The 20,846-nt window shown below is 69.9% G+C and carries 20 protein-coding genes and 1 tRNA gene; 13 read left to right on the forward strand and 8 right to left on the reverse strand.

Going from position 1 to position 20,846, the window contains the following annotated elements:
* Together ACZ4XX_RS32960 and ACZ4XX_RS32965 are read left to right on the forward strand one after the other, a co-directional pair.
* A partial coding sequence (locus tag ACZ4XX_RS32960) for a transposase (protein WP_468511531.1) occupies positions 1 to 392 on the forward strand: 392 nt, incomplete at its 5' end.
* Positions 393 to 1,509: 1,117 nt separating this feature from the next.
* A complete protein-coding gene (locus ACZ4XX_RS32965) occupies positions 1,510 to 3,066 on the forward strand; it encodes an RNA-guided endonuclease InsQ/TnpB family protein (RefSeq protein WP_468511532.1) in 1,557 nt (518 codons plus the stop codon).
* 1,421 nt (positions 3,067 to 4,487) lie between these two features.
* On the opposite strand, the gene ACZ4XX_RS32970 is transcribed toward ACZ4XX_RS32965, so the two are convergent.
* Entirely contained in the window at positions 4,488 to 4,886 is a 399-nt protein-coding gene (locus tag ACZ4XX_RS32970; RefSeq protein ID WP_073919362.1) for an SSI family serine proteinase inhibitor, read from the reverse strand.
* A gap of 416 nt (positions 4,887 to 5,302) precedes the next feature.
* Here ACZ4XX_RS32970 and ACZ4XX_RS32975 point away from each other — a divergent pair, with 416 nt between their 5' ends.
* Complete coding sequence (locus ACZ4XX_RS32975) at positions 5,303 to 5,641, forward strand: DUF6233 domain-containing protein (protein WP_468511533.1); 339 nt, start codon at positions 5,303 to 5,305, stop codon at positions 5,639 to 5,641.
* Positions 5,642 to 5,657: 16 nt separating this feature from the next.
* Here ACZ4XX_RS32975 and ACZ4XX_RS32980 read toward each other — a convergent pair whose 3' ends face one another.
* The 3 genes from ACZ4XX_RS32980 to ACZ4XX_RS32990 all read right to left on the reverse strand — a co-directional run bounded on the left by ACZ4XX_RS32980 (position 5,658) and on the right by ACZ4XX_RS32990 (position 6,991).
* Positions 5,658 to 5,846, reverse strand: coding sequence for a hypothetical protein (locus tag ACZ4XX_RS32980; RefSeq protein ID WP_073919358.1), 189 nt, complete (start codon positions 5,844 to 5,846; stop codon positions 5,658 to 5,660).
* Positions 5,847 to 5,893: 47 nt separating this feature from the next.
* A complete protein-coding gene (gene ku, locus ACZ4XX_RS32985; protein WP_468511534.1) occupies positions 5,894 to 6,808 on the reverse strand; it encodes a non-homologous end joining protein Ku in 915 nt (304 codons plus the stop codon).
* Between the two features lie 99 nt (positions 6,809 to 6,907).
* Positions 6,908 to 6,991, reverse strand: a tRNA-OTHER gene (locus ACZ4XX_RS32990).
* A gap of 299 nt (positions 6,992 to 7,290) precedes the next feature.
* On the opposite strand from ACZ4XX_RS32990, the gene ACZ4XX_RS32995 reads away from it, so the two are divergent.
* The 4 genes from ACZ4XX_RS32995 (at position 7,291) to ACZ4XX_RS33010 (ending at position 13,500) form a co-directional block, all read left to right on the forward strand.
* A complete protein-coding gene (locus ACZ4XX_RS32995; RefSeq protein WP_468511535.1) occupies positions 7,291 to 10,503 on the forward strand; it encodes a Tn3 family transposase in 3,213 nt (1,070 codons plus the stop codon).
* 54 nt (positions 10,504 to 10,557) lie between these two features.
* On the forward strand, positions 10,558 to 11,205 hold the full coding sequence (locus ACZ4XX_RS33000) for a hypothetical protein (protein WP_468511536.1): 648 nt from the start codon (positions 10,558 to 10,560) through the stop codon (positions 11,203 to 11,205).
* 263 nt (positions 11,206 to 11,468) lie between these two features.
* Positions 11,469 to 12,488, forward strand: a complete 1,020-nt coding sequence (locus tag ACZ4XX_RS33005) for a hypothetical protein (protein ID WP_468511537.1) — start codon at positions 11,469 to 11,471, stop codon at positions 12,486 to 12,488.
* An 85-nt stretch (positions 12,489 to 12,573) separates the two neighbouring features.
* On the forward strand, positions 12,574 to 13,500 hold the full coding sequence (locus tag ACZ4XX_RS33010) for a recombinase family protein (protein WP_468511538.1): 927 nt from the start codon (positions 12,574 to 12,576) through the stop codon (positions 13,498 to 13,500).
* Between the two features lie 21 nt (positions 13,501 to 13,521).
* On the opposite strand, the gene ACZ4XX_RS33015 is transcribed toward ACZ4XX_RS33010, so the two are convergent.
* Both ACZ4XX_RS33015 and ACZ4XX_RS33020 read right to left on the reverse strand, forming a co-directional pair.
* A complete protein-coding gene (locus ACZ4XX_RS33015; protein ID WP_468511539.1) occupies positions 13,522 to 13,713 on the reverse strand; it encodes a hypothetical protein in 192 nt (63 codons plus the stop codon).
* Between the two features lie 93 nt (positions 13,714 to 13,806).
* Positions 13,807 to 13,968, reverse strand: a complete 162-nt coding sequence (locus ACZ4XX_RS33020) for a hypothetical protein (RefSeq protein ID WP_468511540.1) — start codon at positions 13,966 to 13,968, stop codon at positions 13,807 to 13,809.
* 733 nt (positions 13,969 to 14,701) lie between these two features.
* Between ACZ4XX_RS33020 and ACZ4XX_RS33025 the strand changes: the two genes are divergently transcribed.
* A complete protein-coding gene (locus tag ACZ4XX_RS33025; protein WP_468511541.1) occupies positions 14,702 to 14,842 on the forward strand; it encodes a hypothetical protein in 141 nt (46 codons plus the stop codon).
* Between the two features lie 243 nt (positions 14,843 to 15,085).
* Here ACZ4XX_RS33025 and ACZ4XX_RS33030 read toward each other — a convergent pair whose 3' ends face one another.
* Positions 15,086 to 15,526, reverse strand: a complete 441-nt coding sequence (locus tag ACZ4XX_RS33030) for a hypothetical protein (protein WP_468511542.1) — start codon at positions 15,524 to 15,526, stop codon at positions 15,086 to 15,088.
* A gap of 183 nt (positions 15,527 to 15,709) precedes the next feature.
* On the opposite strand from ACZ4XX_RS33030, the gene ACZ4XX_RS33035 reads away from it, so the two are divergent.
* The 3 genes from ACZ4XX_RS33035 (at position 15,710) to ACZ4XX_RS33045 (ending at position 17,975) form a co-directional block, all read left to right on the forward strand.
* The gene (locus tag ACZ4XX_RS33035; protein ID WP_468511543.1) at positions 15,710 to 16,216 is read left to right on the forward strand and encodes a hypothetical protein; all 507 of its coding nucleotides are present in this window, start codon (positions 15,710 to 15,712) and stop codon (positions 16,214 to 16,216) included.
* Complete coding sequence (locus tag ACZ4XX_RS33040; protein WP_468511544.1) at positions 16,216 to 16,731, forward strand: MucR family transcriptional regulator; 516 nt, start codon at positions 16,216 to 16,218, stop codon at positions 16,729 to 16,731. The genes ACZ4XX_RS33035 and ACZ4XX_RS33040 overlap by 1 nt, the downstream gene beginning before the upstream one ends.
* 893 nt (positions 16,732 to 17,624) lie before the next feature.
* The gene (locus ACZ4XX_RS33045; RefSeq protein WP_468511545.1) at positions 17,625 to 17,975 is read left to right on the forward strand and encodes a DUF6104 family protein; all 351 of its coding nucleotides are present in this window, start codon (positions 17,625 to 17,627) and stop codon (positions 17,973 to 17,975) included.
* Between the two features lie 286 nt (positions 17,976 to 18,261).
* Here the strand turns inward: ACZ4XX_RS33045 and lexA are convergent, their stop codons facing one another.
* The gene (gene lexA / locus ACZ4XX_RS33050; RefSeq protein ID WP_468511546.1) at positions 18,262 to 18,948 is read right to left on the reverse strand and encodes a transcriptional repressor LexA; all 687 of its coding nucleotides are present in this window, start codon (positions 18,946 to 18,948) and stop codon (positions 18,262 to 18,264) included.
* A gap of 184 nt (positions 18,949 to 19,132) precedes the next feature.
* Here lexA and ACZ4XX_RS33055 point away from each other — a divergent pair, with 184 nt between their 5' ends.
* Both ACZ4XX_RS33055 and ACZ4XX_RS33060 read left to right on the forward strand, forming a co-directional pair.
* Entirely contained in the window at positions 19,133 to 19,375 is a 243-nt protein-coding gene (locus ACZ4XX_RS33055) for a hypothetical protein (protein WP_468511547.1), read from the forward strand.
* On the forward strand, positions 19,372 to 20,358 hold the full coding sequence (locus tag ACZ4XX_RS33060) for a DNA polymerase Y family protein (RefSeq protein WP_468511548.1): 987 nt from the start codon (positions 19,372 to 19,374) through the stop codon (positions 20,356 to 20,358). Before ACZ4XX_RS33055 ends, ACZ4XX_RS33060 begins: the two co-directional genes overlap by 4 nt.
* The last annotated feature ends 488 nt before the right edge of the window (positions 20,359 to 20,846 follow it).

The following is a 20,846-nucleotide window of genomic DNA, read 5'->3' on the forward strand; positions in this document are numbered from 1 at the left end:
GACTGCCCCTCATCGTCGGCGTCTCGGCCGCCAACACCCACGACAGCCAAGCCCTGAAGCCCATGGTGCTCGGTCACCAAACGAGACACGACCCCTACCGCGGCCGGAACTTCAAGCCCCAGCGCCTGCACGCCGACAAGGCCTACGACATACCTGAACTGCGGAAATGGCTCCGCGGCAAACGCATCGGCGTCCGCATCGCCCGCAAGGGAATCGAGTCCTCAGAACGACTCGGACGCCGCCGATGGGTGATCGAGCGGACCATGTCCTGGCTGACCGGCTACCGCCGGCTCAACCACCGCTACGAACGACACCCCCGCAACTACCTGGCATTCCTCGGCCTCGCCGCAGCATTGTGCTGCTACAAGCGGCTCCACCGCCTCACCACATAGGACACGGTCTAAATGAAGCCGGCGGCCGCGCTCTTTGTCGAGGTCTCGCGGGACCCGGTAGCGGGTAGCGATCCGCCGGCTTCGATCCCCCATTAGGTAGCGGGGGGTCCGGCAGCTGCGCCGTGGTGGGCGGAGGGACAGGCGGCTCATTCGCGGCCGCTTCTGCTCTTCAGCAGCCGCTCGAGCGGCCAGGTCGTGATCAGTCGGTCCCCGCCCAGACCGATCCGTGCCGCGCGCGCGTAGCCCGTGCTCTGCCACGCTCTCGGCGGGCCCGCCCCTGTAGGCGCGGGCCGGACCGCCGGCCGCCTCCCCCTCGAAATCGGCATCGGGGACCGCCCCTGTACGCGCGGGCCGGACATGGCGTCCAGCACCGACGACCAGCTGCGCAGGGGACCGCCCCTGTACGCGCGGGCCCGACCACCCCGGGCAACCTCGACACCGACGGGGACCGCCCCTGTACGCGCGGGCCGGACCAGGTGAGGAACGCCAGGGCGCTGCCTGCTGTGGGACCGCCCCTGTACGCGCGGGCCGGACAAGCAGCGTCCGGCCCAGACGACCCCGTTCCAGGGACCACCCCTGTACGCGCGGGCCGGACCCGTTGTGGCGCTTGTTCGGCAGCGCGGAGACGGGACCGCCCCTGTACGCGCGGGCCGGACGTCCGTGATAAGCGTTGCCGGGGGTTCTGCCGGGGACCGCCCCTATACGCGCGGGCCGGACCATCGGCAACCTGGGCATTCTCACTGGAAGGCGCAGCTTCGGCACCACTTTGAAGTTCTCAGCAGAGGTGGTACTCCGCACGTAACCCATCGGCGTGTTAGGGACGGGCGACTCGGTTACCCGGCCGCTCTGGGCGACCAGCTGCCTGGTCGCAGGCTGTCTCCAGCCTTCTCCTGCCCGCTTCCCTCCCCAGCCGCGTTCACGGGGCTAGGGGTTTCCTGCCCTTGCCTTGCGGCTGGTGCAGTCCACGGGCGCTCTACTCCCCCCTCCAGGGGACGAGTTCGCCTCCTGGGGAGGCGAACGAGCAACACGGTACGAGATGAACCGAAGAGAACAGCGCATTGGCTTCGCTATTCACCTTTTTGCCGCATTTGTCAGTGGTGGGTGTGATGGTGCGGGCATGGACGAGAACACCACCACTGTCGTGGTCCGGGAGACGCTGGATCCCACCGCCGACCAGAGAGCGATCCTGCAGCGCTACGCCGACGCCTCGCGCTGCAGCTTCAACTACGCCCTCGGCCTCAAGCACGGTACGCAACAGCTCTGGGCCCACGGACGTGACCGGCTGATCGCTCAGGGGCAGACGCCGGCCGAGGCGGCCAGGAACGCACCGAAGGTCGATGTGCCCTCTCAGTTCGCTGTTCAGAAGATCTTTCTGGCGCAGCGGGACCAGCCGCTGCCTGGTCCTCTGCTGCCGGGCCAGGAGCCGCGGTTGCTGTTCCCGTGGTGGAAGGGGGTGAACGCGATCGTGTGTCAGCAGGCCTTCCGGGACGCGGATGCAGCGTTCAATAACTGGAAGAGCTCGGGTCGGCGCAAGGGGGCTCCCGTCGGCTATCCGCGGTTCAAGCGGCGTGGCCGGTGTCGGGATTCGTTTCGGATGTTCGCCGTGCGACTGGTCGAACAGGATCTGCGGCATGTACGGATCGGCGGTGGCGGTGGTCAGCCGGCGTTCTCGGTGCGGCTTCATCGTCCTGCGCGGCGTCTGGCACGGTTGCTGGCCCGGGGCGGCGTGGCGAAGTCGGTGACGATCTCCCGTGAGGGGCACCGCTGGGTGGCGGCGTTCAACGTCCGTGTCCCGGTCGGGCCGGCCCCGCGGCCGAGTCGGCGCCAGCGGGAGGCGGGCACGGTGGGGGTGGATCTGGGGGTGAAGGTGTTCGCCGCGACCTCTGATCCGGTGGTCATCAACGACCACAAGATCCAGCTGTTCGAGAATCCCCGGCATCTGGAGAACACTCGTCGGCAGCTGCGGAAGTGGCAGCGGCGCATGGCACGCCGGCATGTGCGCGGGCTGAGGTCTCACGAGCAGTCGCAGGGCTGGAAGGAGGCCCGGGACCAGGTCGCCAGACTGCACGCTCTGGTGGCTGCCCGCCGAGCATCCAGCCAGCACCTGGTGACCAAACGGCTGGTCACCCAGTACGCCCACGTGGCCTTGGAAGACCTGCGGGTGAAGAACATGACGGCCTCCGCACGCGGCACCGCGGAGAGTCCCGGCCGAAACGTCAGAGCAAAAGCCGGACTGAACCGAGCCATCCTCGATGTCGGCTTCGGCGAGATCCGTCGCCAGATCGAGTACAAAGCCCTGCTGTACGGGGCCCAGGTGACCGTTGTCGACCCGGCCTACACCTCGCAGACGTGCAACCGCTGCGGGCACGTGGACGCCAAGAGCCGCCGCACCCGCGATCAGTTCACCTGCACCCGCTGCGGCCACGCCACCCATGCCGACATCGGCGCCGCGATCAACATCAAAGCCCGCGCAGAGCTCACGTCCGAGTCCGCCGCCCCAGGACTCGCCAACCATGACCAAGGCGTTCACTGCGGAGCACCGGCGAACCAGACCCGCCCCAAGGCCCGACGGTATGCCCCTCTAGCAAAGCCCGGCATGCCCTACTCCGGAGAAGTGAGCGGCAAAGTACCGAAGGGCAGAGCGTCACACTCGCCTGTCAGCCAGCCAGGCTGACTGAGGCCGCGAGGGTCAACTGGCGGTGGTGCAAGGGTGCGGCGTGCGCTGGGAGGTGCGCGTCTGCGCTGTCCGGCTCCGGTCTCGACGTCGTGGGCTCGTCCTCTGCTGCCCTACGCTCTGCGGCACTCGACGTATCGGTCGGGGCGGACGGAAGGGACAGACCCACACCGCCACGCCCAACCTGCGTCTCTACGACGTCCCGCCGGCTTCCGATGTCACGGTGACCCGGGCCGACGGAACGGTGGTGACCCAGTCGGCGAAGAAGCCGAAGGAGACGGCGTCCGCCCGCCCGCGCACAGGCCCGATGGTGTGTGGCATGTGCGGGGGGCCGATCACGGGTGAGCGGGTTCTGTTCAGCTGGGGTAGCGGGTCTGCCCGGGGCAAACCGGTGCACCGCCGGTGTGACCCGAAGGCCCGGCCCGAACGTCCCCCGCGGTCCACCTCGAAGAACAAGTACGCGGCCCCGCCTCCGAAGCGGACGCCTGGGCCGCGCAAGCCTGCGGGCACGTGCCCCAAGTGCGGGGCGCCGCCCGGGGAGCTCTGCACGGTCCAGTACGCCGACGGCACGACCGGACAGGTCAAGATCGGGCACATCCAGCGCAGGGCCGCTCCAGACGCCTGAACCGCTCCCCATACGCGCAGCGGGCTCGGCCGCAGGGGGTCTGATCAGCGCCCGTACACGCTGCGGCAGAGGTCGGCGGCGCCCATGGGCGCCTGGATGCCCTGGGCCTGGCGGCAGAGCTGACGCATCTCGGGGGCCTGCCCGGTCGCCGGCTGCTGGCGGCGCGGGGCCGTGGGTTGCTTCCGCGTCTGCTTGGGCTGTTTCGCCGACGTCTTCGCCTTCGAGGTCTTCTTGGGCGCGGGCTTCGCGGCGGCGGAGTGGCGGTGAGGCGGGTGGGGGCGTGCGGCAGGCCGCCCAGCCGGGAATGGGGCGGGCGGCGATGCCTTGGCCGGAGGTTTCGCGGCGGCGCGGCCGGGCGTGGGCGGTGTGACCCCGGCGCCGGCAAGCTCTTCCCGTGCAGGGGCCTCGGTCGGCCTGGGCTCGGACGGAAGCAGGGCCGGAGGCCTGTCATCTGCGGGGGCGAGCGGTGCGGGCCGCGCGGCAGGTGGTGCGGGAGCGGGGGTAAAGGGGACCGCTACGCAGCCGGTGGTCAGGGCGGCGGCCAGGAGGAGAAGAGTGGTGCGGCGCTTCATGGTCGTCACGCTTCCGCAGGTGAGGCGGCGGGGGGTGGTGACACGGCACGGGTCCACCGTGACGAGTGACTGGAGGGTCCGTAGTGGACGTGGCAGCGCCCCTGCCTGGGGGGGGTGGCAGGGGCGCTGTGCGAGGCGGTCGGGGAGCTGAGGACCAGTCGGCTCGGTCCCGCCTCGCAGATCAGGGTAGGAGTGTCCTGCCCGTGTTCGGGGCGGAATGCCCGTCAGAAGTGGAAAACGGCGCCGGTCTTGCCGGCGGCTTCGCAGTTGTTGGCGTAGGTGCGGGTCCATTCGACGGTGCGGCCGCGGTAGGTGCCCTGGGCGGAGAGGGTGACCGGGGCGTGCTCGGCGGTGCAGATGCGGTCGGGCTCGCCGCGCAGGCGGTCGAGGTCGCCGCCGGCGGCGTCGAGCGCGGCGCAGGCCTCGGCGCGGTGGGGGTGGGCGGGGCGGTCGCTGGCGGGGCAGTCCAGCCAGACGAATGCCACGGTGTCCGGGCCCCGGTCTACGGTCCGCTCGGCGGTGAGCTGGAGCCGGGTGTCCTGGGCCGGGGCGGCGGCGGTCGCGGCGGGGGCGAGAGCGGCGGCGAGGAGCGCGGCAGCGAGCGCGGTCATGATCTTGTTCATGATCGGGTCAACGCGGGGCGGGGTGGCCGGTCACCTCGCTCGATGGGGTCACGCCGCCGGAACTGCCCACTGTTCGGTGGGGCGCTCGCGGCCGTCGGAGGGTGCGGGGCACCCCGTACACTGATTAGAGCACCTGTTCGAATCTGGGTGTAGTCGTGCCGGGTACGGCCAGGCCGGACGCGAGTCCTACCCTCGGCCGCATCGGCACCTGTCCGCCCGACCCCGAGGATGCGCGCCATGACCACCCCTGCCCGGCCGGTGAACCTCCCGCCGCAGATGTGCCCTCCCCAGCTCCTCGGGAAATGTGCGCGCTGCCACGCCGCATGCCACCGGTACGGTTTCGGTGGCAACCCCTTGTGTCAGCAGCATCAGCGAGAGGTGGCTGAGCTCCAGGCTAAGAAGCGCACGGGTGCGTGATGTCCGAGCTGCCTCCAGACCTTCCACGGCTTCGGACCCTGGAGCACTGGCTCGTGCTGTCCCTGGCTCGTGTCCGGGAGCGGATAGCCGAGGTCGAGACCCGGGAGGCCGCCCTGCGCCCCGTGCGGCAGCGCCCGGAGGGTCCCGGCTGGGTGCTGTCGTTCCTGCGTGAGGGCGGGCGGCCGGTCGCGGACAGCGTCCACATCGGCGACTGCCGTCTGGCCGCGCCGCATCGCAGACCGCTCAGCCGCGAGGAGGCCCGCCGGGCGCTGACCGCCGACGGGATACGGGCCTGCGAGATCTGCCGGCCGGACTCCGAACTCGGCATCCTCGAGTAACGTGCCGGTGCCGCGCTCAGTCGGCGGGGAGCCGCCGGGCCAGGTCCGCAGCGAGCTGGCCGGCGGCCTGTCCGCGGGGTGTGAGGTCGAGTGATTCCAGCAGCAGCAGGTAGCCGACCGCGTCCCGGGCCTCCGCCGCCGTCAGCAGGGGCAGGCGAGGGCTCGCCGGGTAGCCGCCGGTGACGGCCTGTTCATCAGTCTCCATGCAGGGCCCAACCCGCGCTGAGGCCTCCAGGACACGACCCGAACGGGTCAGGCGGTCTTCCGGCGGGCCGTCTTCTTCGCCGCGGTCTTCTTGGCCGTGGCCTTCTTCGCGGGCGTCTTCTTCTTCGGCTTCGCGGGCATCTCGTGCACGGTCGCCTCACCCCCGCCGGTCTCGCCGCGGCGCTCCCGGGCGTCCGCTACGGACTTCTCCAGGGCGGCCATGAGGTCGACGACCGGCGCGGCGGCCCTCTCCTCGCCTTCCGCGGGCTTCGGTGTCCGGTGCTCGGCCTTTGCGTCGATGACCTCGTGGAGCGCCTCGGTGTAGCGGTCGGTGACGTCCAGGTCCGCGAGCGAGGCCACCGTCATCGTCTCCATCAGCGTCAGCGCGCCCTTGATCTCCGACTCGCTGACGTCGGTCTCCGGCGGGGCGAGTTCGGCCGGGGAGCGGATCTCGTCGTCCCAGTGCAGTCCCTGGATACTCAGGGCCTCGCCGACCGGGCGCAGCAGTCCGAGGCGCTCTCGGCCGCGCAGGGCGTACTTCACCACCGCGACCTTGTCGGTGCGGCTGAGTGCCTCGCGCAGGAGCGTGTAGGGCTTCGCCGCGACGGCGCCCTTAGCCCTGGCGTAGTAGTCGCCGGCGCCGAAAGCGACCGGGTCGACGCTGCCGGCGTCGATGAAGGCGACGACCTCGACGGCGCGCGCGGTGGGCAGTGGCATCCCGGACAGATCGTCCTCGGTGATCGGGATGAGCTGGTCCTTGGTGACCTCGTACGCCTTGCTGATCTCGTCCTCGGTCAGGACCTGGCCGTCGACCTCGCACCGCTTCTGGTACCGCACCCGGCCGCCGTCCTCCAGGTGGATCTGCCGGAAGTGCACGTCATGCGACTCGGTCGCCGGTTCCAGGGTGATCGGCACGGAGACGAGACCGAACGATATGGCGCCGTTCCACATGGGTCGGGGCATCGAGTCGCACTCCTCGAAGGACGGCCCCCCTGGGCTGTGTCCTCAGGCTAGGCAGACTCGTGCCGTGATCGCATGACCGGTGACGGAGGAAGAGTGGGATGGTCTCGCCGGGATTCGAACCCGGGTTTCCAGCTCCGGCGGACCGGCGACTGGTGTCCTTGGCCAACTAGACGACGAGGAACCTCCGGCAGGCTACGTGGCCAATGCACCGCATCGCACCGGGATTGCGGTGTCAGGGGCCGGTGACGTGGACGCGGAGTTCGTAGCGGGCGCCGGTGCTGATCGCGTGTGCCTGCTCGGCGAGGTCGGCGCTGGTGAAGCCGAGGAGGGCGGCGTCGGCGGCCGTACGGGGGGCATGACCCAGATACGCCAGAAACCCGCCACGGGATGATCTTGAAGCGTGGAGCGCATCCGCCCCCGTCACTCGTTCGGCTCAGCGTCGTTGGTGGTGATGTTGGGTTTCGTCTGGGGCGGGGTGGGTTGTGACCTCGATCGAGAGGACCGCGTATCCGCGGTTCAAGCGGCTGATCACCGCGCATGAGCTGCATCTGTTCTTCGCGCCGAGCCGTGACGAGGTCGAGTGGGCTGCCGCCCGTACCGACTGCGACGAGCACTTGCTGGCCCAGTTACTGGCGCTGAAGTCGTACCAGCGCATGGGCTGTTTCCCGAAGCTGGACGAGATCCCTGACGCGGTCGTCGACTTCGTCCGCCGCGCGGTGGACCTGCCGGAGAGCACCGTGCCGGGAGCGGTGAACCGTACGGCGGAGCGGCAGCGGACCGCGGTGCGACAGCGGACGGGCCTGGTCTACGACCAGGCGCGCGCCCGGAAGATCGCCGAGGCGGTGATGCGGAGCGAGGCGGTGTCGAAGAACCGTCCGGCAGACCTGATCAACATCGCGCTGGAGAAGGTCGTCGAGGCCGGTCTTGAGCTGCCCGGCTTCACCACGCTGGACGCGCTCGCGGCGAAGGTCCGAACCGAGGTGAACGCCGCGATCTGCATGGGCATCTACGACCGGCTCAGCGAGGTCCACCGCGAACGGCTGCTGGCTCTGCTGTCGGACAAGGACACTTCCGGCACCACGAAGTACAACAGGCTGAAGCAGTCGGCGAAGGCTCCGACGTGGTCGCACTTCCGCGACCAGGCCGAGCACCTGGCGTGGGTGGACGAGCTGGGTGAGACCGGGGTGTGGCTGGCCGGCGTGGCCTCGGGAAAGATCACGGGCTTCGCCGGTGAGGCGGACGCCGCAGACGCGCCGGGGCTGCGGGACTACGGCCTGGTGAAGCAGCTCGCGCTACTGGTCTGCCTGGTCCACAAGGCACAGATGCGGGCCCGGGACGACCTGACGACGATGTTCTGCAAACGCGTCGCGTTGCAGGTCAAGCGGGCGAAGGCGGAGCTGGAGGAGATCAGGGAACAGCAGCAGGCCCTTGTCGAGGCGCTGATCGGGAACTACCGCACGGTGCTCCAGCAGATCGACGCCGACAGCCCGGTGCAGGCCGCGCGGGACAAAGCGGCCGCGTTGACCGCCGAGATCCTGACAGCGGTCGCCGGTCTCGACCAGGACGCGGGGGCCGATGTCGTCGCCGTGCGGCTCGGCGAACAGCTCGCGCCCGCTCTGCACACGATGGCGAAGGCCCTGCGAGTGCAGGCCGGCGCCCTGGGAGTGCCCGCGGCGGCAGTGGACGGCTTCGGCGGTTTCGAGGGGCAGTACGAGAGCATCGAGAAGGTCGCAGCTCATCACGGCAACTACTGGGAGGTGCTGCTGTACGGGCACCTGCTCAAGGACCGCTCCACGATGTACGACCTGGTCAGCCGTCTGGAACTGCGGGCAACTTCCGAGGACAGCCGCGTCCTGGACGCGCTCGCGCACGCCCGCCGCCACAAGCACCTGCGCGACTACATCCCCGAACGGCACGAGGACGGCCGACTGGTCGACATCTCGTTCGCCACGCTGAACTGGCAGAAGGCCGTGCGCGACAAGAACCGGCCCGGTGCCTTCGTGCGCAAGCACTTCGAGGCGATGGTCTTCGTCGCGCTCGCCGAGGAACTGCGGACCGGCGACGTCGCGGTGGCCGGCTCCGAGGAGTACGCCGACTGGAGCGAGCAGCTGCTCCCCTGGGAGGGCGTAGAGGCGAAGCTGGGCAACTACCTGGTGGAGGTCGGCCTCGCGGAGCCCGGCGAAGCCGTGACGTACGACGCGGTCTCCTTCCGCCGCCAGCTGGAGGACAAGCTCACCGCGGCGGCCGCGGCGGCCGATGCTGGGTACCCGGACAACGAGGGCTTGGTCATCGACCCCGAGACCGGCACTCCTTCCCTCAAAGCCCACCGCTCCGAGGGCCAGCGAGCCTCGGCGAAGGCCCTGGAGCAGGAGATCAAGGCGCGGATGCCGGAGCGCTCACTGCTCGGGATCATCTCCCGCACCGCGTACTGGGTGGAGTGGTGGCGCCGCTTCGGGCCCGCCTCGGGCAACGAACCGAAGCTGAAGGACCCCTTCGGCCGGTACGTCATCACCACCTTCGTCAAGGGCACCAACATGGGCCCCTACGAAGCCGCCCGGCACATCCCCGGCGTGAGCGGGCACGAGCTGTCGCTGGCCGCGAACCGGCACTTTTCCATCCCGACCCTCAACGAGGCCATCGCCGACCTGGTCAACGCGCACGCCCGCCTGGACATCTCCCAGGCATGGGGCGACGGCTCCACGGTCGCCGCGGACGGCACGCACATGGACACCTACCTCAACAACCTGCTGTCCGAGACGTCCGTTCGCTATGGCAAGCCGGGCGGCATCGCCTACCACCACATCTCCGACACCTACATCGCGCTGTTCACGCACTTCATCCCGTGCGGGGTGTGGGAAGCGGTCTACATCATCGAGGGCCTGCTCAAGAACACCTCCGAGGTGAAACCGACCACCGTCCACGCGGACACGCAGGGCCAGAGCTTCCCTGTCTTCGCCCTGGCGCACCTGCTGGGCTTCGACCTGATGCCCAGGATCAGGAACTGGAAGGACCTGACCTTCTACCGTCCCACCAAGCAGACGCAGTACGTACACATCGACGCCCTGTTCGGGGAGCCGGGCCGCAACGTGATCGACTTCGACCTGATCGAGTCCCAGTTCCGGCACCTGATGCGGGTGGCCGTCTCCGTGCGCGAGGGCGCCATCTCCTCCACCCTGCTGCTGCGGCGTCTGCGAGCGGGCTCGCGCAAGAACGCCACGTACACGGCCTTCCGCGAGGTCGGCCGCGTCATCCGCACCGTCCAGCTGCTGCGCTACCTCTCCGACGCCCCACTGCGCCGGCGGGTGACCGCCGCGACGAACAAGGTCGAGGCGTTCAACGGCTTCTCCCAGTGGATCGGCTTCGGCCAAGGCGGCGTCATCACCGACAACGACCCGGTCGAACAGGAGAAGACCGCGAAGTTCAACGCCCTGCTCACGAACGCGGTGATCTTCCACAACGCCCTGGACATCGCCGAGATCGTCCGCCGGCTCCAGGAGGAGGGCTACGTCATCGACCCCGAGGACCTGGCTCACATCTCGCCGTACCTCACCGAGCACATCCGACGCTTCGGCCAGTACTCCACCCACGAACTCGGCATCCAGCCCGAGGCGTACGACCCGCACCTGGACGTCGACTTCAGTGAGCTGCGCGGCGACGGTCAGCCGGAGGCCGCCGGCTACGGCCAGGCGGCGTGACCCCGACAGCAGGGCAAGGTGTGGTCATCCGATCGCCGATGGCAAGATCGGGTCATGGGATTGAACATAGTCGTCGGTGCCCTCGTCGATGCCGAGGACGACGACTACACCGAGATGGTCCGCGCTGACTTCGTCTCGATCGGCGAGTTGCTGGAGCGTGCGGGAGCGCGGCAGTGGACTGAGCCCGACCTGGATGAGGAAGAGGGCGCGGAGTTCGAGGCGTGGGGCTATTCGGGCTTGCACACCGTTCGCCGTCTCGCCGTCCACCTTGCCGCGGACGGGCGCCTGCCCGAGCCGTTGGACAGGACCCAGCGGGCGACTGACGACCCGCTCCTGAGCAAGGTGTACGAGGCTCTCCCGAGTGATCCTCCTGGACCGTTCGACCACCTGGTCCATCATTCGGACTGCGAGGGCTACTACGTCCCCGTGGACTTCGCCCACGTCATCGTCGACAAGAAGGCACCGGGCGGCTACCTGGGCTCTTCGGTGCGACTGCTCGCGGAAACCCGCCGGCTCGCTGAAGCCCTCGGTCTTCCGGAAGACCTCGATCCGGACTCGGAAGAGGTCTCCGACGCCGTCGATGCCGAGGATCCGGCCTCCGAAGGATGGCAACGCTACCGCGTCGAGTCCTACGTGTGTCTTCAGCTCCTCCGCGCTGCGAAGCTCTCGGTCTCGACCGGCGCAGCCATCGCCTTCAGCTGAGAGAGGTGTCGTCAGACGATCGTTTGACGACAAGGCGCCGGGGTCTCCAATTAACCCGGACATTTCTGGACGTCAACGCCTTCCCGATCCAATGAGATCCGATGACGGTTGACGACAGGGTTTGACGAACAGCATCGGATCGCCGCCTCGGCATGGGCGCGATTGCGGTCGGCTGCTGATCGATAGGCTGCCGGCTGGTCCGCAGTACTCGTGTGCGGCCGCCTTGGTGAGCGCGTCTCGTTATGGTGTCGAGGGGGTCATGGATGGCGTGGTGGGAGAAAGATCCGGTTTACCAGGCGGTCGCGCAAGCGTTCGTGGACGGGGACCCCGAGGAGCACGCGGGCGGTCCGCTTGATGTTCGTGCCGTGGTGGCGTCGATCTCCCGAGAGACCAAGGACGCGTTCGCGTTCGACGACGTCCCGTGGGGCCGCTTTCCCCGCGGCCCGGAGACCCGGGACGACGTGGCGTGTCTGCGCTCCGATGACGCCGACGTGGTGTACCACGCGGTGCGCGGAGTGAATGGGGAACTGGCGAACAGCGCCTGGTCGGTGGCGGCGCTGGCGGTGCCGTTCCTTCTCCGCGTCGCGGCCGACCCCCGCGGCCATTGCCGCGCCTACGCGCTGGAGCTGACGGCGGGGATCGTGCAGTGGACGCCGGGGCCCGGCCGGTGCACCCGCGGAGAACTGCTGCGCGTCACCGACGGTGAGGGGCGCTACGAACCGAGCGGTTACTTCGGGACCTGGGGGATCGAGGCGGCGCGGGACGCAATCGCTGCGGACGCCGACCTCGTCATAGCTCTGCTCGACGACCTCGACCCAGAGGTGCGCGCCGCAGCCGCCTATGCGGGGGTGGTCGCGTCCGGGCGCATCGATGACATCCGCGGCGCGTTGCACACGCGCCTGCGTGTCGAGGCTGACCCCACCGTGAGCGCTGGTCTGGTACTCGCGATCGCGCAACTGGCCTACGCGCATGCCGACCCTGCCTGCGAGGCATGGGCCCAGGCATTGTGGTCCGACCCCGCGGCGCCGCCCGCGGTCCGGGTGAGCGCCGCGCTGGGGTGGCTGTGCCTGACGGATGCCCTCGTCCCGGACGCCCTGCGCGCGGTACTGGACGCGTGCGCGACCGACGAGACGGCCCGGCTGATGACACCGCTGCCGTGGATGCGTGCGGTCGACCACGACGGCGACTCGGGACTTCGACGCTCCCTTCGCGGACTACTCCACCCCGAGAGCCCCGAGCCGCAGTGGGACGACCCCTGGAGATCGACCCCGGCGCTCACCTGACTGACTCCCCGGGGCGTGCAGCAACAGGGGCCGGTGGCGATCCGCTGCTGCTTTGCACCGTGGGCCCAGAGATAAAAGGGACGCAATGGTCAACCTCGTCTACAAGCGGGTCTCCACCGACCAGCAGTCGACCAACCGCCAAAACCTTGTCCTCTCCGAGGCCGGGATCGAGGATCCAGTGGAATTCGAGGAAGCGGCCGGCACCTCCAGCCGCCTCCACCCCCTCCAACGCCCGAAGTTCGGCGAGCTCCTGAAGTACGCGCGGCCGGGCGACACCGTGCACATCTCCGAGATGTTCCGCCTCGTGCGCGGCACCCAGCACATCCTCGACGTGCTCGACGCCCTGCACACCGGCCGCCTCGCCCTGCGCATCCACGACGGCGCGTTCTCCGCGATGGACCTCACCGCCCGCCACCCGCGCACAGGAGAACTGCTGTCCACCGTGAAGTTCATGGTGCAGACCCTCGCCGCCGCCGGCGAACTCCAGCGAGACCTCCAACGGGAGCTGACCTACGACGGGCTACGGGCCGCCGAGGCCAAAGGCAACAAAGGCGGGCGCCGCCCGGTCGTCACGGCAGCGAAGGCCGCCGCCGTACGCGCCGCGTACCTGGGCGGCAAGTCCATCGCCAGCCTCGCCCGCGACCACCACGTCAGTCGCGGAGCCATCCGTACCTCTGTCGCTGACCTCCTGCCTGAGCACACCGTCGTCGGCCAAGACGCCCCGGCTCCAGAAGTGCCGATCGTCCTCGACATGCCGGGCAAGGTCGCCGACTTCCTCCGCTCGGCCGGCTTGGAGCCCGCCGAGCGCGCCGCGCTCGACCAAGGCGTGACCGTACGGCGCGGCCAGGGCTACACCCTGCGCGTAAGCGCCATCCCCTCTGTGCACCGCAGGCTCCTCACCCGCTGCCACCCCCTCGACGGCACCGCGGGCCTTCCGGTGATCCCGGCCCAGCGCAAGGCCCGCCGCGAGTACGCGAACCGCGTCAACGCCCTCGCGGAAGGCACCCCATAGCGAGCAACCCGGACTCCAAGATCATCCCGTGGCGGGTTTCTGGCGTATCTGGGTCATGCCCCTACGGAGCAGGGGGACGATCTCGGCGGCCGGCCGGCCGCGGTGCGAGACCGCGAGGGCGGCGTAGGCCTGCATGTAGGGGGCGCCGTATGCGCTCTCCGGGTCGTGGACCAGGTGGTCGATGTGCTGTGCGCTGACGGTGATCTCACCCATGACCGCTCCCGTACGTCCGGCGGGCCGGGAAGGGGTTCCGGCCCTCGTGCTCACGACCGTACGAGCCTGGTCTGACACTCCCCGGCCGACGGACTACTTGCCGAGCTTCTCCGGGACCATCCGGACGTCGCTGACGCCCGGCTCGGCCTCCTTGCGGGCCTTGTAGTCCTCGGCGGCGGATTCGCCGTACATGACGGCGGAGACCTGCCGCTCGTCCCGGCCTTCCTTGGTCCACTCCAGGCGGTAGCTCTTCACCGTGCACTCCCTCTGTCGTCTCTGGGTGCCCGGCGGCATCGGCTTCAAGGATGGGCGCCGCCGGGCCCGCCCAGGGTGGCATGCGGTACTGACAGGGAACTATGCAGAACAGCGCGGCACGGCCTGGGCGAAGGCGAGGCACAGGGCCAGGATCGGCGCGTGAGGGTGAGGCGGCTCGGGATGCTCGGCCATGCGGACGAGCGGGGCGCTCGCCTCGTCATCGTGTCGGCCCGGCGCGCCTGGCGCACTGAGCGACAGTCCGACACACGAACGACCGTTCTCGCCCAAAGGGATGACCGGTGAATGTGCAGAACGTCACACGCTTATCCCGTGGGCAAGGTTGACGACGTCTTAGTTGTGTGGTGGGTCGAGTGATGGCCTGTCACGGACGTCTCGGGGGCGCCGATGCCCCACCGCAGGTCAGCGCGCCAGGTGTCCACTTTGCGCAGGTTTCCGATGAGACAGAGGAGTAGCGTTCCTGTCCTGCGGTTGCAGTTCATCCCTGCCCTGACCTGCGCCTTTGCAACCAGGGGACAGGAACGGGCGGTCTGCGGAGGGGCGTTGGCTGCCCTTACGATGGTTTCGACGGAAGTCCTCCGGGGCTTCCGTCCCCCAACTCGGGCGCGCATCCGACCGATACGCGTACGGCCGGAGAGGCCGTGTCCGAGAGCGGAGCCCCCTGGCAGGGGTTCCGTGAAGATGAAGGGGGGCGACCGTGGGTCGTCATCGCCGCATGCAGTCGGATCAGCCGAAGAAGCGGGCCAAGGCCGCGCTGATGACCGTCAAGGTCATCGGAGCGGTGGCGCAGACCGCGTTCTGGTGCTGGAAGCTCTGGACCCTGGTTCAGCAGCCGCCCGTCGGCCCCTGGTGCTGAAACACCAGGTGGCCGACGGACCGACCGCGTGATGTAAGGCGCTGGAACCTGAAACTTCCTAGGGCACGGGTTCCTCGCCGGTCGTCAGGGCCCTCGCACCCTCCAGGTGCGGGGGTCCTGCCGTGTCCCCGTCGAAAGCGTTCAATGTGCTATTGACGGGCCTTCACTGTCGCATGACCTAGGCCGTAAATACCAGTGCACTCTCTGTAGCCGAGCCTGCGTATGAGGCCGCTACGACGGGTGTCAGTGCCAGCCGGTGCAGGCCTTGAGCCGGTCGCCGGCGTTCGCGGCGCACCCGCGGACGAGGTAGCCCGGACCGTCGTACTGCCACCCGGTCGCCTTCTGCCGTGACGCGCCGTGGGGGTTGAACGTGCTGCCCTTCGGTACCCGCTTGAGGTGCACCCGCTTCGCGGCTCCGCCGTCCTTCCTGACCTCCATCCAGACGGCGCCGCCCTCCTCGACCCAGCCCTCTGCCCGCGCGTGGTCGCGGCCCCGCTGCTTCTGGATGTGCAGGTCCACCAGGGCCACGTTCCGCGCGGTGGCGGTGTAGCACTTGCGGTCTCCCTCCCAGCGCTCGGACGCCGCACACGGCTTGTCCGCCGCCACCGACATCGCCGGTCCGGCCGGGATGGCGACCACTGCCGCCGCGGCGGTCAGGAGCACGCTCACGATCTTCATTCGCATGCCTGGCCAACCCGGCGCGGGGGCTGCCGTCACGGGGCCGGGGCGGTGATCACTCCCTCGTGCGGGGGCGTCCGCACCGTTCGGGCATATGGCACCCCTACCATTGACACGACTATGGCATGGGTGCCATAGTCGTGCGGTCGGGTGGAACTCCACCCGGCGCCCCCATTCGGAGGAGACACCATGCGGCTGCTGACCGGCTCCGACGTCATCAACTTCTACGAGGGTGGCTCCGACCTCCTCGTCCTTGCCGGGGACGTCTACGAAGGTACCGACGCCCCGTGGCCGTCCCGCCTCCCCGAAGCGATCGGCTACGGCCCAGTCACCTTGGAGGACGGCCGCGAGGTCCAGGTCCTTCTGACCCGGGCCACCATCGCCGATGGCGAGTGGTTCCCCGACGCCTTGGACGAAGCAGGCACCCTCATCCCATCCGTCGCCGACGAGATGGCCGCCGTCATCAACACCGACGCAGGCCTCACCGGCCTCGTCCAGATTCACCAGATCCGCGAGACGACAGCGGCCTGGGAAGAGGCTGTTCAGGAGGCAAACCGCCTCGCGGCGGAACGAGCCGGGCGCGTGGCCGCGTTCGTCGAGCACTGCGGCGGCAACCAGTCCCTCGCCGCGCGGCAGCTCGGCCTGGACCAGTCCACCGTGAACAAGCTGGTGAAGAAGGCGCGGGCAGCAGCCTGATGGCACCCCATGGCGTGCAGGAGTACGAGGAGGACGGCCGCCTGATCTGTCTGGGCTGCGGGCGGTCGTTCGCCCTGCTGGCCCCGCACCTCGCCCGAGTCCACGAGATGAGCAGTGCGGAGTACCGCGAGGCGTACGAGCTGCCGCGCCGGCTGAGTCTCCGGGCTGCCACGCTCACGGAACGGGCACGTGAACAGGGCCGGGCCCGCTACCGGGAACGGTCCGACATCCGCGAGGCGATGGAGCTCGGGCGCACCAATGCGCCGGAGACCTCGGCGATCCCCAGCAGCCAGGAGACCGCGTTGCGGCCGATGGTGCGCGCGGCGCGGCAGCGGGGAGGGCAGGGGCACGCCGACGCGGCCCGCCGGCGCATGGCGGAGCGAATCGCCAGGGCCGGGTTCGCCAGCCTGCCCGACTACTTCCAGGCGCGTATGCAGACCAGCGTCTCGGCGATGGCGCGCGAGCTGGGAGTGTCCAGGAGGACCGTCGCAGCGTGGCGGAAGCGCACCCAGTAGGCCCCAGGGTGAGGTGTCCTGGCGTGGTCGCAGCGCATCCGCTGACGAGGGTGGCCCGGACCGTCGCCATCCGGTCGCTTACGGCCGGGACACCGTCGCCCGCGTCCGCGCGAGGTGGGCGAGGAGCCGGTCGGGGGCCCCAGACCGCGATTCCCCGGGCCGCGACCGAAACCGCGTACGCGGTCGCCCGGTCCTCCGCCGACATCCGCAGCCACGGGCCCGCCCCGCCGTCCCCGGCGAGCCCCCAGACCAGGGCCGCGACGTCCTCGGACATCGGCACCGTGGAGAGCCACGCGACTCCCGCCGGCTGCATCACCGCACGGCGGCTCAGGTCGAAACTGGGGTCCGCGAGGACGGCGTCACTGAGCATCCCGTCGAGCATCTGCCACATGTAGGCGCGGGCGAGTTCGTCGCCCTGGAGCCCGCACGCCGCGATCTGCTCTACGTCGCCGCGCACGTACGCGGCCACCAGGTCGACCGCCCTCGTCTCCCCCTCGATCTGCCCCGGCTCCACCACGGCCGCGGGCACCCTCGCCCTGACCGGCTTGCGGCTCTTCCTCGTCCTCTTCTTCATGCCGTGCTCAACGAGCGCCAGGAGCAACGGCTCTTCACTCATTGAGCGCGTACGGGCGGGAGGGTCAGCGCTGCCTCATCAGCAGATGCAGCAACGTCACCACGCCGACGCCCACCATGAGGGCAGTACCGAACGGGGGGTGCTCTAAGGCGACGTACACGGTGCCGCAGCCCACGAGTGCGAGTAGAACCGTCCGCTGATCAATCTGGCCGTTCATCCGTGAGGCCCTTTCCGTGTCTGCGCTTCCATCCGGCCGCGCTGCGGGTCCTGCCAACACGGGTCTGGACCCAGCCCGGGGCGACGAAGAAGCCGCTGCCGCATGCGCTACGTCCATGCTTCACCCAGGCGAACGGGGTGGCCGAGGCTTCAACCGCCCTTCCAGCGCCTGAGACCGTCCCTCTGCCCCACGTCCCTGCGCTGGTCAGGCAGAACAGTACGGAGCGCGTACGTGACCCGGAGCGCGGCGCAGAACAGGGATGACCGGCGATCGAGCACCCTGGAGAGACCGGTTGCCGGCGAGCGTGGCACCTGGTCGAGGCACGGTCATGAGCCGCAGTTCCGGCCGCCACACGGCGGTGGCCAGCACCTCACCCACTCCGTGTACTTCACCGACCGTGGCATCGAAGAACAGGAGAAGCGGCGCGGCGAGGACCAAGTCACGTTCAATTGAGCATCAGGAGTGGTCGTGACTCACAGGCGCCCGGCTCGTCATCGGCGTGACGGACAGGGCGTCGGGCTCGGTGAGCGCCTGCGGCCTCCCGCGGGGAGCCGGGAGGCGGGCGCGGCCCCGCCCGTGCGGGCGCGCGAGGGCGGGGCCGGCGGCGTGACCCGCGTGGGGTGGGGACGGGGGTGCCGCGTGCTGTCACCCTGCCACCGGGCTGTCCGCACACGCCAGAGGCGTGCACGAATCAGCCGTTGGCATATGCGGGCGGGGGTTCAGCGGCGACCGGCGGACGCTACAGGGTGCGCAGGACTGCGACGACCTTGCCGAGGATGACCGCGTCGTCGCCGGGGATCGGCTCGTAGGCGGGGTTGTGCGGCATCAGCCAGACGTGACCGTCCTCGCGGCGCAGACGCTTCACGGTGGCCTCGCCGTCGATCATGGCGGCGACGATGTCCCCGTGGTCCGCGCTGTCGGCCTGGCGGACGGTGACCACGTCGCCGTCGCAGATCGCCGCGTCGATCATGCTGTCGCCGACGACCTTCAACGCGAAGAGGCGCCCCTCGCCGACCAGCTGCCGGGGCAGCGCCAGCACGTCCTCGACTGCCTCCTCGGCGAGGATCGGGGCTCCGGCCGCAATCCGGCCGACGAGCGGTACAGCGGCCACGCCGGGACCGGCATGGGTGGGCGCCTCGGGAAAGCCCGTGGTCCAGCGGGCGCGTACACGGTAGGCGCGCGGCCGGTGCGGGTCCCGGTAGAGCACGCCCTTGCGCTCCAGTGCCATCAGCTGATGCGCGACGGAAGAGGTACTGCTGAGCTTGACCGCGGCGCCGATCTCCCGCATCGACGGCGGGTAACCCTGACGGGTCACCTCGCGCTCGATGAACTCGGTGATCGCGACCTGCCGGGCTGTCAGGCCCTCCGCGTTGACGCTGATACCGGGCGGACGCCCCGGCCGACCTGCGGTTTCGGCAGCATGCATGGTGTACCCCCCTGGCGGGATCTTGCTTGAAGGGGACACTAACCCGCCAACCGTCACATAGGGAACAGTAATTCGATGCTTGCGTTCCGTAACGAGCCCTGCTCACCGGCGATCAACAGGATGCCCGCCGCGGTCGCGGAGCTTTGACTGGTCGAGAAAATCGAGCACGTGTTTCACTGAACGGGTGGAGCGCGACCCTTTCCCCCTCGACCTCATCCGCACCCAGACGGCGTGGACGGACACCTACGCCGCCCTCGCGGCCGCGGGCACCGGCAGCACGGCGGTCCTGCGGCGTCGGCTGCTGCGGCTGTCCGTACAGCTGTGGTGGCATCCGTCCTGGGACACGCCGTCCGTCGGACCGGCAGAGCGGGTAGCGCTGCGCGAGCACGTCCGCACCGGCCACGAAAGAGAGGCAAGAGCGGCATGAGTAGAAGCGTGATCATGCACGTGCGGTGCCGTCCGGACATCGAGCCCGAGGAGTACCGCACCGTCCTCGACCTCCTCGCGGACGTGACCCCCCTCGTCCAGCCCATCCCGCCTGCGGCGGCCCTCGCGCAGATCGGCGGTGTGCTCCGGCTGCACGAGGCGACGCCGGACGAGATCGCCCGGCGGGTGCGGGTGCGCTCGCTCCTTCACGGGACCGACGTCCGTATCGGCGTCGCGGACACCTGGGCGACGGCCGCGACCGCCTCGGCCCACACCGGCCCCGGCGGCGTGCTGCACCTCCCCGACGAACGAGCCGTGACGGCTTTCCTCGCCCCGCTGCCGGTCGATGCCCTCTACGGGGTCGGCGCCGCACAGGCCGCGACGCTCCGCCGGTACGGACTGCACACCATCGGCGCCCTCGCCGCCATGCCCGAGGACGTCGTCTGCCGCGTCGTCGGCGGCGAAGCGGGCCGGACACTGCGCCAGCGGGCCCGCGGCATCGACCCCCGCGCCGTGGTGCCGCTCCGCCGGCCGGAGTCGACCTCGGCCCGGCACGACTTCCAGCGGGACATGCTCGACCCCGTCCTCATCCGGGCCGCGCTCCTCGACCTCGTCGCCGAACTCGCCGAACGGCTCCGCGCACGCGGGCAGATCGCCCGCGGCCTCACCCTCTCCGTACGCCTCGCCGACGGCGCCCGCGTCGAACGGGCACGCAAGCTCCCCACCCCGTCCGGCCACACCGAGGACCTGCGCACCGCCGTGTGGCGCAGCTGGGACGCGCTCGCCTTCCAGAGGGCCCGCGTCCGCAGGGTCACCGTCACCGCCGAGGAACTCACCGCCGCCGAGGACGGCCCCGGCACCCAGCTATCCCTCGACCCCGAACGCGAGGCACGACTCCGCATCGAGCCGGTCCTCGACAAGCTGAACGCCCGGTGGGGGCACACCGTGGTCCGGCCGGCGGGCGCCTACCGCCACGCCTCCTGACGAAGGCCCCGCCCACCTCTTCCCTGTTTCCGCTGGTCAGAAGTAGCGTCGCCACACCAGGGCCGGACCACCGGCCCGCGCAGCGAGGGGAGCAGGCATGCGTGTCGACACTGGATGGGTCCGGAACTTCGACCCGGAGTGGGGGAGCTGACCCACTCGCGACAGCGCGCGCCATGTCGTCGGCGGTAGGGCCGTCACATGAGTGGAGCCCCGGCGCCATGCGCCGGGGCTTCTGTCCGGTGGGGGCGAATCCACGGCGGGGGCCGGTGGCCCAGGGCCTTCGCCGGCGTCTGGAACCCGGGTACGGGTGGTCGAGGGAGACGGCTCGATGAGGGGAAGGGGCGGCTGGCGAAGTGTCATACCCCGCGAGGTTTCCCGCACTTCGCCCGGGATGGCATGAGGAACTGGTCGTGCAAGCCGGTCCCGGGCCTCCCGAGCGACGCTGCCTCTCCCGGAATGGCCGGGCAGAGTTCACCCGGAAGGATTCC

The organism is Streptomyces sp. NPDC029956 (genome assembly GCF_055574655.1).